The 11,793-nt window shown below is 46.4% G+C and carries 10 protein-coding genes and 1 tRNA gene; 7 read left to right on the top strand and 4 right to left on the bottom strand.

From position 1 onward, the window contains the following. Nucleotides 1-89 precede the first annotated feature (89 nt). Nucleotides 90-731 (bottom strand): SURF1 family protein, encoded by a 642-nt coding sequence (locus tag PGW94_RS01765; RefSeq protein WP_271758030.1) that lies wholly within the window; start codon nucleotides 729-731, stop codon nucleotides 90-92. A gap of 481 nt (nucleotides 732-1,212) precedes the next feature. Between PGW94_RS01765 and PGW94_RS01760 the strand changes: the two genes are divergently transcribed. Next, nucleotides 1,213-3,039, top strand: coding sequence for a pentapeptide repeat-containing protein (locus PGW94_RS01760; RefSeq protein ID WP_271758029.1), 1,827 nt, complete (start codon nucleotides 1,213-1,215; stop codon nucleotides 3,037-3,039). Nucleotides 3,040-3,158: 119 nt separating this feature from the next. On the opposite strand, the gene PGW94_RS01755 is transcribed toward PGW94_RS01760, so the two are convergent. Continuing rightward, nucleotides 3,159-4,409 carry an iron-containing alcohol dehydrogenase gene (locus tag PGW94_RS01755; RefSeq protein ID WP_271758028.1) on the bottom strand — a complete coding sequence of 417 codons (1,251 nt, stop codon included), beginning with the start codon at nucleotides 4,407-4,409 and terminating at the stop codon, nucleotides 3,159-3,161. Between the two features lie 240 nt (nucleotides 4,410-4,649). On the opposite strand from PGW94_RS01755, the gene PGW94_RS01750 reads away from it, so the two are divergent. From PGW94_RS01750 to PGW94_RS01735, 4 genes are all read left to right on the top strand, one after another. Continuing rightward, nucleotides 4,650-5,381 carry a F0F1 ATP synthase subunit A gene (locus tag PGW94_RS01750; RefSeq protein WP_271758026.1) on the top strand — a complete coding sequence of 244 codons (732 nt, stop codon included), beginning with the start codon at nucleotides 4,650-4,652 and terminating at the stop codon, nucleotides 5,379-5,381. A 200-nt stretch (nucleotides 5,382-5,581) separates the two neighbouring features. Further along, complete coding sequence (locus PGW94_RS01745) at nucleotides 5,582-5,806, top strand: F0F1 ATP synthase subunit C (protein ID WP_271758070.1); 225 nt, start codon at nucleotides 5,582-5,584, stop codon at nucleotides 5,804-5,806. A 6-nt stretch (nucleotides 5,807-5,812) separates the two neighbouring features. After that, on the top strand, nucleotides 5,813-6,319 hold the full coding sequence (locus tag PGW94_RS01740; RefSeq protein WP_271758024.1) for a hypothetical protein: 507 nt from the start codon (nucleotides 5,813-5,815) through the stop codon (nucleotides 6,317-6,319). Further along, nucleotides 6,316-6,804 (top strand): hypothetical protein, encoded by a 489-nt coding sequence (locus PGW94_RS01735; RefSeq protein ID WP_271758022.1) that lies wholly within the window; start codon nucleotides 6,316-6,318, stop codon nucleotides 6,802-6,804. Before PGW94_RS01740 ends, PGW94_RS01735 begins: the two co-directional genes overlap by 4 nt. Before the next feature lie 513 nt (nucleotides 6,805-7,317). Here PGW94_RS01735 and ftsA read toward each other — a convergent pair. Continuing rightward, nucleotides 7,318-8,559: a cell division protein FtsA gene (ftsA, locus tag PGW94_RS01730; protein WP_271758069.1), complete on the bottom strand. Its 1,242-nt coding sequence runs from the start codon at nucleotides 8,557-8,559 to the stop codon at nucleotides 7,318-7,320. 73 nt (nucleotides 8,560-8,632) lie between these two features. Beyond that, on the bottom strand, nucleotides 8,633-10,129 hold the full coding sequence (locus PGW94_RS01725) for a TrkH family potassium uptake protein (RefSeq protein ID WP_271758020.1): 1,497 nt from the start codon (nucleotides 10,127-10,129) through the stop codon (nucleotides 8,633-8,635). Between the two features lie 142 nt (nucleotides 10,130-10,271). Here PGW94_RS01725 and PGW94_RS01720 point away from each other — a divergent pair. After that, nucleotides 10,272-10,356, top strand: a tRNA-Ser gene (locus PGW94_RS01720). 16 nt (nucleotides 10,357-10,372) lie between these two features. Then, nucleotides 10,373-11,758, top strand: a complete 1,386-nt coding sequence (gene tilS / locus PGW94_RS01715) for a tRNA lysidine(34) synthetase TilS (protein WP_271758018.1) — start codon at nucleotides 10,373-10,375, stop codon at nucleotides 11,756-11,758. Nucleotides 11,759-11,793: the final 35 nt, after the last annotated feature.

Below are 11,793 nucleotides of genomic sequence, written 5' to 3'. Positions count from 1 at the left end.
ATTCACTGCTGCACGCAGAGTAAGTCGCGCGGTATACAAATTGAGTGAGCAGTTAACCCTGGAGAATTTCTTCCTGTATTTCCCAGTGTTCAATACTCATTTGCGGACCTTTTTCTGTGAAAAACTATGCAGCCTCCCGCCCACACAAGCGCTAAAATATACCACGTCACTGCATATTCGAGATGGTCATTCCTGACCTTAAGCCCCAAATTAGGCACCACATGGGAAAAGGCAGCAGTTTCATCACCCCAAACAATGCAGCGCTCCAGTGAAATTTGAATGTGTTCCGACATGCGTTTTATGTCAAACCAAAACCACATGTTTTTACCAGGGTCGTTTGCCGCTACCCATTTTACCCTGCTATCTAGTTTACAATACATGGTGCCGTTAACGTACTCATTCTCTCGGTCACCGCGTAATTCAAACTCCTTATTACCACTGTGCGTACCTCTATTCACGAGGACGTGTCTACCATCAGACATTTCAAAAAGTTGGAGCAAATAATACCCCTTAACGCCCGCAAACACGTTAAAGTATTGACGTCTGTATGTTCCAAGAATTTTCACTTTCTTATATTCACGAGTTCGCAAGTGTTCTTTTGGCGCCAGAATTTCCACATTGGCACGCATTGCGCTGATTATCTGTAGCTTCTCCCTGAGACGAAAAACCTGCCATGTACCCAAAGCTAAAAGCATTACAAATGGCAGTACAACAATGCAAACTTTTCTCATGGTCTGAATCGATCGAATCTTTTAAACCATTGCACACATTAACAACATTGCCAAGCACGCGGCATTATAGTCCAACTTGTACCATAAGCACATAGTCCTTACAGGTCTCCAAGGCTTCGCTTCGCAGTGCTGGTGTTTCCTCATCAGATCAGTCTCGTCCTGAGCCACCGCCAGTTAGTATGAATATATCACGCAATGAAAGGGTGTCGTTTTCAGCTCGGGTATGCAGCACTGCATCTACAACACCTATTAAATATACCGTGCAACATGTGGTGTATTGTGCCCCGGTTTTATGTAGGCCATACGTATTACCAAGCGCACGAACATATCAATCTCTAAACTTGAAATTATGTCAAAAAAGGTATAAGATAACTCCTCAGGATTTAGCATGGTAGCGTCACGCATGAAGGAGGTTAATACTTATTTGAACTTTTACGCACTACAATGAACGCGGCTTGAGGAGATTGGTTTCAGTTGGCCTATGGGTGAAGCAAGTTTCAGGATGCACGTTGGAATAATGCGCAAGAGGTTGATACTGGCAGTTACTGCCTGCTTGCTCAGCATTGTTTTATCCTGTTCTCTGCATGCATCCGATGTAGAGGATCTCAGGCGCTCTTTCGTTAAAGACGTCGAGAATATGAAGAAGGTTACTTATACTCGGCAAGACTTTCGGGAGTATATAACTAAATGCAACGCAAAAGGCATCGCGCCAAACTTTGGAAAGGAGTTTGGGAGCAATTTCCACGGGGCGGACTTCAGTGAGCTGGACATGCGTGGCGCCGTATTTGAAGGCGTGAATCTCGCGCATGCGAATTTCAGACATAGCAATATATCCAACACAACGTTCGCAAACTCCGACATGCGTGGAGCAGACTTTTCAAACACTGACTTGAATAAATCTCGCTTCGAAAATGTGGATTTGAAGTTTGCAACTTTGGCGCTTGCAGATCTTAGCGGGGTTAAAATCACATCCTCGGACATAAGCAGTGCGTCATTTGTAGGTTCTGATATGCAGATGCTGCATCTTAAAAATGTTACGGGATCTAATGCTACATTTGCTAGTGCGGAATTAGCATCCGCATCAATAACACAATCCTCCTTACAAGGCGCAAATTTTAAGGATGCCGAGGCCGTAAACATACTAATTCGGGATAGCGACCTACGTAAAGCCAACTTTTTTGGAGCAAACCTGAGCAATGCACGGGTGCATCAGTCTTCTCTGCAGCATGCCGTTATGTATGGCGCAACTCTGGACTTTGCCGATTTGACCGGTAGCGATTTGAGCTTCGCGAATCTAGAGATAGCAAGTATTCACTCCGCTAGCATGTATAAGGCCGACTTGCACAATGTTAATATGTACGCCGCTGATCTTTACCACACAGATCTTCGAAGCGTTAATCTTGACAACGCGCTACTAGAAAACACCGTGGTGGTAGGGGTAAACTTGAGCAATGCCACGCTTCGGCAGTCTGTGCTAAACGGCGCTACGATATCAGAATCCATGTTGCAGGAATCCGATATGCGAGAAGTGACGCTAAACTCTGGGCAGATTACGCACAGTTCGCTACATTTGGCAGTACTTAATGACGCGGTTGTCCAAAATTCACACATATCAGACTCTAATATGAGTTTTTCATCATTGCGTAATGCCCATATCGAAGGAATAACCGCTGAAAACGTAGACCTAACAGCTGCACTGCTAAGTCATACCAGTGCGGCTAAGTCTGTGTTTAGCGGCTTGAAAGCCACCGGTACACTGTGGCATTCCGCACAGTTGCATGACCTAATCGTGTACAACAGCAACTTCAACAAAGCAAAGTTTCGAAACAGCACGTTCAAAAAGGTTAGCTTTTTCGGCAGCGACATGACCGAAGTGCACTTTGGAAAATCGGTATTTGATGGAACAAGTATACACGGCAATAAAATGGCGGAGGCCAAGTTCGGTAACTGTACGTTTAAAAACGCATTAGTGCTCAACAATGGCATTGCGTCTCCAGAAGGGGCAATTTCAAATATCAACGATCTCTACGCGTTGCTGGAAGGTGAAAACACGCGTAACAACGCGTTTGAGGTAAACTATTCTTATCTTGATTTGAGCGGAATCAGCCTACAGAATGTCAACTTTTCAAATTCAATATTCGCCGGAGTTAAATTTCTGAATGCGTATATGCGTGGAGTTAATTTTTCAGGTGCAAATCTGTCGTTCTCAGACTTTACAGACGCCGTGTTAGAGGACGTAACGTTTGCTAACGCAAATTTGGCTGGAGCCATAATCCCAAAACAAAAGAATAACCGTAGCACAAAGTAAAACGCTCATTCTTCCTTGCCCCAAACTTGAGTTAAGGACAGAGCACACCCAGAGTAGATTGTCCGGACAGATAGTACCTCTTTAGGAAGCAGTAGATCGCGTTACACCAGGACCACGCGTCACGCTACAAAGACCCCCGAATGGTGAGCTATGTCAAGAAACGTGAACCTATCTCTCGTTGCAAAAGCAATGTTCGCTATGCTGTTATACCGCTCAGCCGCCCATCCCATATGCTCAGGCATGCTGGGAGCACCCAAGTATTCTAGCGCATTTGTTAGACGCACTGAATCTAGAATTTTGGGTTCAATCATATCTGAAATTTCCGTCCATTTTGCGCATATTACGTCATTGAGGCACTCAGCCTTTTCCGCATTTATATACTTCTTCGATAACGTGTTACAAAACTCCTCAGCATAACGCCCACCGAAATGTTTTTGTATGTCACCTTCGCAAAGTAGCGTTGCATGCATCCGCGGCAGTGTTGAACATATGTTTCTTTGCAACTTTGCCATGCAGACGGTGGCCACCCCCACCCTTTCACCATGAAAGAAGCTGTAATTATCCAGAAGCTCTGTAGCACCCGCTACAATGTGCTCCCCTTGGCTCGCAGGCTGGCTACCACCAGCAATGAGCATACCTATACCAGAAAGAATCAGGGCTTGTATAAGCACTATAATGGCTTCTCTATCCCGATGCTTTAAACCCATATACATTTCCAACAGTGCGTTCTCGCTCACATCAGTAATGAGGAAAGGAAGCTCATCGTACGGAGTGCCTAGTAACAAATGCGCCATGAGCCAGTCAGCGCGGGCTGTAGACCTACAGATGAAATCCGCAAACCCACTGTTTATCATCCGCTGCGGGGCATTCGCCAAAACATCAACGTCTATGTATATGGCTTTTGGAAGACGTGCCACTAGGGATTTCTTTATGCCACTGTCCATAGTTATTGACGCCGTGGGAGACGCATACCCATTCATAGAAGGCGCTGTGGGGAACGATATGTATTCCTTATTGTCCACGTAAGCTGCGTATTTACATATGTCGTTAATGGAACCACTTCCTAGCGCGATTATTAGGTCCGCACATTTAGATTTCTCTCTTACGCTTCTGACCAGCTGTTCTGACGCGAAGTATTCGCCCTGAATAACGTAGTGCTCAAACCCTCGAAGCACTCTTGTATCAAGAAGCGCTGATGTATTCACATCCGCAACTATGAACCCTTTTTTCGCATATTCCGCAACAATGCCCGTAAGGTTTGATAGTACTCCAGCCCCTATGTGTATGGAATTTGCAACATACTCAGCAACTTCTGCATATCCTCCAGAGGAAATGTGAGGCAATGCCGCATTGAGAAACTGAGTTGACATAACGGTACCTTGGAATGGCGCCCCAGTATACATCCGGCCAAAACGCATCGCAAACACGCATTGTGCCATTTTGCGCGTAGGATGCAATTTTTCGTGCAGTTTTTAGAATAAACAGACCCACACAGAATATGAGCTCTCACAGCACTTTGACAGTTGATACGGTAAAACATCGACGACTCGGTTGACTGCTTGCTTGTTCTGCGTGATACTGAGACCATGGTTCCGTAGTTTTGGTGTGGTTTGAGTCCGCTTGAGCAGTTTAAAGTAGTTAGGTTGCTTGAAGTCCAAATGCCCTTTGGGTTGGACGTTAGCTTCACTAACTGCGCACTTTTCATGATTCTTGCATCTCTGGGGTCGGCGGTCTTGCTGCTTTTCTCCTTGCGCCATAGGGTGGCTGTGTCTTACGGAAGCGGCCCGCGAGCCGCAGTAGAGATGATATATAACTTTGTTGCTGGTGCAATAGAGAGTAATGCTGGAGAGGTAGGCTTGCGGTATGTTCCCCTTGTGCTTACCACGTTTTTGTTCGTCTTGGCATGCAACCTTATTGGAATCGTACCTTTTGGCTTTACGGCCACTAGCCACGTGTCCGTGACGCTGGCACTGTCTATAGTGGTATGTGCAAGTGTAACAGTTGTTGGGTTTTCTCATCAGGGCTTACACTTCCTCAGGATTTTTCTCCCGGAGGGCACTCCTCTGTGGCTTGCGCCAATGATGGTGTTTATCAAGCTCTTCGCGTACTTGGCTCGTCCCGTCAGCTTGGCAATTCGTTTGGCCGCAAACATGATTGCTGGACACACAATAATCGCGGTTATAGCAGAGTTTGTGCTGAAAATGCACCCAGTTCTGTTCCCGCTACCGTTTGCATTCATAATGGTGCTAATAGCTTTTGAGATTTTCGTTGCAGTACTACAGGCGTATATCTTTACAGTTCTTACCACTGTATATTTGTCCGACGCCGTGTCTAAACATTAGGCGGTGGTCTTTCGTGGCCTAGTGCTAGAGTGTGCGAGATGGCTTTTACGCAATCTAGTTCGTGCTGTAATGCTGTTGTCCGTGCAAGGCAAGCCATTGTTTGCTCCTGCCTAATCCGGCGTTTGGCGTTTTAATTACCGATTGACTTAAGATGTCGAGCCTTTATAATCGTAGGATTGAAATTTGCACTGGTGGTGGTTATGGACTCTCTGAGGTTTGTGGCTGTTGGGTTGAGCGTCCTGGGTATGGTTGCGTCCGCTTTGGGTGTAGCTTCTGTTTTTTCGTCCATGCTTAATGGTATTGCTCGCAACCCTGAAACAGAAGATAAGTTGAAGAAATACGTTTACACTGGTGCTGCTTTAGTTGAAGCGATGGGGCTTTTCTCGTTCCTTTTAGCTTTGCTGTTGATATTCGTTGCCGGATAGCGTGTCATGGATGTTGTTCCGCAATTAGATTTTTCTCTCTACCCCTCTCAGGTTTTTTGGTTCGTGTGTGCGTTTTTGCTGCTGTATTCGGTGGTAAGGTGCTTTGCGGTCCCTAGGGTAGAGGCTGAGGTGCGAAGCAGAATGGTGTCACGTGCGGGTGCTGTGGATGCATCGTCTGCGGCTTGCGGGTTGGTAGCTGATATATTACAACGGTATCAAGAACTCCTTGATGGTGCGCAAGCTCGTGCTGAGCAGATGGTTCAAGTGAAAATGGAAGAGTTACGGGCGACTTGCGATGCTGCTATTGCTCTTTTGGACCATGAAGTCGACGAAATGCTGAAGGAGGTGGACTCCGCCTTGGAGGAGATGGCGAAAAAAGAGTTGAAAGACGTGCTCCTGCTTACCGAGGAAGTGGCATCGATGTATTATGCCAGGATCCGTGGTGACATGAGTAAGACTAAGATTGGCAGGCTGAAGAAGATAGTCGCTGGGTTGTACGGAGAGAAGTTATGATGAGTGCGCATTTGATAGTGGATCTGGCATTTTGCGTAGGTGTGGCTTTGGCTTTTAATCCGACTAGAAGGTTCGTGAAGAGGTTTATATCAAGTCGCACAAGCAAAGTGGAGGGTGAGGTGAAGGAAGCTACGACGCTGTCCGAGAAACTAACCGCTATGCTAGCAGATGTGACTACTCGAAAGGGAGAGGTGGATATAATGGTGGAAGGCATTCTGCAACATGCGGAAGACCGGTGTAAAGCTTTGGTTGAGCGCGGGCGGAAAGACCTGGAAACTATGCTTGGTGAACGCATAGATGCTGCCACTGGGAAAATCGAAGCCCGTATCGATGGTTTCGTCAGGACCTTACGTCTAGCCGCTGCGGAGACAGCTGCTAGTGCAACTGCTGAGCTGTTTCGGGAAGAACGTGACGCCAATGCTGATGGCGGGGAAATAACATCTTTAACAGACAGTGACGAGGGTTTGTCAAAAAAGCTGCATTAGTGCATTGCGGTCTTTCGGTGTGTAGCTGCGGGGCTGATTAATTAGGTACGTGTCTGTGGTTCTGTGGGGCTCCTTGCTACTGTTAGCGCCTTGCTTCCCGCTGTGGCTTTTGCTGCCTTCTGCTAAAGGTCTAATATTTTATGAATAATTTACGATAGGCAGCAACGCTGCGCTGGGTTTTCTATGGAAGTATATGCTTTGTGCATACCATAGAAACAATGAATGTGCTAACTACTCTGGTGCTTTTTAGCTCCTTGGATGCAATTTTTAGCGACGCTACAATTTCTACTCTTGCACGTTGTTTTTGGCACAAGAATCCGTGACCGCGCTAACTGCGCTCTGCATTATTCGCAAGATGTCACAATATATAATCTATGCTGCGCTATGATCCCCGCTTCTCGTGCGGTTATAATACTAAGGCAAAATTGACTTGCATATTTCGGGCCAAAACGGGCAACGCACCACACTTAACATGAGGCCATATTTCCCAGGTTTTCCTCAACTGGCACTGCGTCACGCCTCAACTTTCGTGATTAGCCAGCGTAAGAGGCGCTCAAGATTTCCGTGTACCCTGGGCGGTGTCCGATCACTGCTTCTGCGATAAAATGTGCGTGCCACAAGCATTACCGTGCCCACTGCCGCAGCGAACTCAGGTTTGCCACAATACTCTGGCTGCATTCCTTTCACGTGAAACGGGTACCCAACTCTTACGTGTCGTCCAAGCATTTCACCTGCGACTTCCTTGATGCCTGCCAATTTACTGCCCCCACCAGTTAGAACAACTTTACTGACGATATTTCTATGGTCATCCATTCTGCTTTTCACGAACTCAAAGATTTCCTCAACGCGTGGCCGTATTATGCACGCTATATCCGCCTTAGATACAAACTTAGATGCTCCGTCAATATCATCGACTTCCACTGAGTAGTTTTTATCTGCCGCCGAACATATCGCGCTACCGTGTAGTATTTTGATACGCTCTGCATCCTTAACGCTGGTACACAAACCATACGCAACATCTCTTGTGATATGAACGCCACCAAACGGAATGCTATCAGCCCTTTCAAACTTGCCCTTGTAGAAAAAGCCCATAGACGTGTAGTTGCCCCCGACATCCACAACCATAGTGCCAAGTTCCCTCTCATCCTCGGTGAGGCACGACAAGCCTGACACATATGGCTCAGCCACACAGCCACCCATAATCAGGTTATTACCCGTAATGCATTGTTCAACGTTTATAAGGGCTGGCTTGGATACCGTAACAACGTGCATATCAGCACAAAGTTTGCTGCCGTAAAGACCGGACAATTCTGACACATTACTGAGACTATCAAGATGATATGCCATCGGAACATTATGAATGACTATGTCATCACCCGAAAACCGGTCATAAGTCTTGAGTGTCACCCTCTTAATGTCCCGTTCTGATATCTCACGCACGTCCGACACGACATCATTGGACACATTAACAGACTTGATGCCGCACCCTGACACGCTAACGTATACCTGGCTTATTGTTTGTGCAGATACCTGCTCTGCCAGGTCAATCCCAGACAGGATTGCACACCCAGCATCATGTTTGTTAGTTATTGCACCGCCACTAATTCCGTTCGATGCTCTATATCCAACGCCGATAACCTCCGGGAATCCCTCGCTATTTATCCGAACCGCAAGACATGCGATCTTCGTGGACCCCATATCCAGAACCGCAAAGACACCCCTCTTTGGCTCAGTGATAACCGCAGAATGCAACAAAGACATGGTTCTCCTCCACGACGGGCCTCCTGGGCCTACGCCCCCGCAAATCTTATATGGTTATGGAAACATATCAAGTATTTTCACACTTGCACCAAATGCCCTTCATCTGAAAAAAACCAATCCGTAACACTGTTACCAGAGCTACCACTACCGGCACAATCTCTAGCCGGCCCAGAAGCATAATCGACACGAGAATCACCTTCGTGCTCGGCAGTAGTCCGCTCATATTGCCATTAGGACCAACTATGTTTCCTACTCCGATGCCAGTGTTAGATAATGTGCTTGATACCGCCGTAACGACAGTAGTTAAGTCGTAACCATACATTGATACTACAGCGCATCCAACACCTAGGACGAGCATATACAAGCATACAACATAACACGCCTCTTGGCGTATATCGCGTTTGATCGCGCTAATGTTTCTGACCATATACCCACCACCACGCACAATAGTCATGATATGCTCGTAGATGCCTGATATTATTACTTGGAGCCTGTAGATTTTTATGCCGCTGTTGGTAGACCCTGCACAGCCACCACATAATGTTAGTACCGTACCTAAAACCGCAACAAATGGCCAATTGCTGTAATCACAGTTGCTATATCCGGTAGACGTGCTGAGAGACACTATGGAAAATGCCGCGTACCGTAGTGTGCCAAAGTACCCTTCACCAGATGCAAAACAATGGCGCAGCACAGCCGCACTTATTAATGCACAAATTGTCACAAAACAACAATATACGAGGAACTGAGAGCTCCTAAATCTTCGGTACATAACGAGGTGTAAATATGCAACTAGCGGGCAGGACCCAAGAAGCATAAAAATCATGGCAATGATTTCTATCTTTACGCTCTGAAAATGTCTTACAGAGTCGTCGTAGTTCGAAAATCCTCCCGTAGATACAGTTGTTAACGCGTGGCATATCGCATCAAACACTGACATACCAGCAAACTTGTAAGATACACTGCACAGCACCGTGAGAGCTATGTACGCTGTGGTGACGTATAAGACCGTCTTGAAAACTCCAAACCTTAGCTTTCTGCCCACTGCCTCTACTGCGTATATCTCTCTAAGCCCGTCAATCTTCATGCTAGGCAACAGAAAGATTCCCACTGTAATAACACCGAGACCTCCCATAGAGTTAAGCATCGCACGCCACAACAATATGCCGGGAGATTTTTCAGTCAAATTAGTCATAACTGTCGCGCCAGTGGTAGTAAGACCAGACATCGCCTCGAATACAGAATCTACGTATGACAACCTGGAAGACTCTGCAAAATAAAATGGCAATGCAGCCAAACACACAAGTACAATCCATACCAAACACGTCAAGCACACTGCTTCAGGCCCCTGTACGGAACGTGGATTTTTTCCATTAGATACACAAAGAGCACCTACCATAGCTGAAGCCCATGCCGCAAACGCAAAAGCATGCCAATCACTGTGATTGTTCAAGATGTTTACTATCATGGGAACAAGAAGAAATCCCGCTAGCAACGCGGCAAACATGCCCACAAATGACGCTGTGGTAGCAATACAAATACCACTGCCCTTCGCTCGCTTCATATGATATTACACCATCCCAACCAATGCATAACATCAAGCTGTACTCGTAGGATGTATGCAATGCAAGAGCTTTCTCTACGTAATGTAATTATTGTAGTCCTAATTGTACAAGTACTGTCTTTTCTGTTAGAATCCGACCCGGGGAGAGATGGCTGAGTGGTCTAAAGCGCACGCCTGGAAAGTGTGTACACAGCAATGTGTCGGGGGTTCGAATCCCCCTCTTTCCGTTTTCTAGAGATATCCGTGGTATTTGAGTCCCGTGCCTTAGAGAAGCTGTGCAGTATTGTGCCTAACACACAATACGCTGTAGCAGTCTCTGGCGGTGTGGACAGTATTGTACTCATGCGACTCGTAGCCAAAGTACGTACATGTGGCTCGCCAGGAGTTCCCGTTGTGTTAACGGTCAATCACGGTTTTCGTCCTGAAGCAGAAAATGAGGTGTTGTTCGTTCGGGCCCAGGCTTCGCTGCTTGGTTTAGAATGTAAAATACTTAGCTGGAATAATCACACTCCAAAAAAAACACAAGAGGCGGCACGTGCTATCCGTTACCAATTGATTGAGGAGTGGTGTGTTGAAAACTCAATAAAATTTTTACTGACCGCACACAGCAAGAATGATCAGGCAGAAACGGTGTTGATGCGGCTTGAGCGCGGTAGCGGGATCGATGGGCTTGCAGGTATGAGAGAACGTTCACTACTTGGCTCCATCACTATACTCCGTCCTCTATTGGAGTTCACTCGCAAAGAAATACAAGATTACGCCCACCAAGAGCGACAGCCTTGGATCGAGGATAACAGCAACAAGAACCCAAAATACAAGCGGACTTTTTATCGGAGATTCATAAGCGAGGCTGGTAATCCTGACATCCTAATTAGCAGGCTTTGCGTAACATCGGAGCACATGAGAAGAGCCTTGCATTGCATGCTACACTACGTGCAAAGCGCTGTAGATGTCTGCTTGGAGTTTAGCCCCTGGGGCTGCGTCATCATAAAAACGCAAGAGCTTTTCAAGGTGCACGAGGAGGTTGCCCGCAGGTTATTACTCTTCATTCTCATGACAATGGGCAACAAAACCGTAAAACCTAGATATAAAAATTTCAGCGCTGCATTTGCAAAAATATGGAGTGACGAGGATTTTTCTCCTTTTACCATGCATGGCTGCAAGGTGCTGAAAAGTCAAGATGGGAATATTACTATTGTCAGGGAGGTTAGGCATATAGCTACAAAAACCTATGTGGTTATTCCGTCAACAATACACTGGGACGGCAGGTTTGAATTGGCATTCAGCAATGTAGTAGAAGAAGACTCTTGCCCTAAGTCAAGCATCGCAGGAGGAGTGCTCAAGGCGGAAGATATAACTCCTTGTGGTAAGTCTGAAAACGGGTCTGTTGTTTCTGATAGAGACATCACGTTATATGTGACCCCGTTGGGAACAAAGCCTCTGCCAGAATATATGAAACACCTATGCAGGGAGGTAGCTTGCGGGTTGCCTGTACTGGTCCAGGGCGATAAAGTTCTTGCTTACCCTATGCAAAACAATGATACTTATCGGATCCCTGGATTTAGCATCGCAAGGATTTTGCTTAGGGATAGAGTGGTTAGCCTAATTTGTACGCAGCTTGATCTGTAGGAGTCGCTCGCAGTGAACTTTAGAAGAGTGGTCGA

The sequence above is a fragment of the Candidatus Anaplasma sp. TIGMIC genome (genome assembly GCF_028204095.1).
GTDB lineage: Bacteria > Pseudomonadota > Alphaproteobacteria > Rickettsiales > Anaplasmataceae > Anaplasma.
The sequence above is the reverse complement of the archived record's forward strand: the minus strand, read 5'-3'. Positions and strand labels throughout refer to the sequence as shown.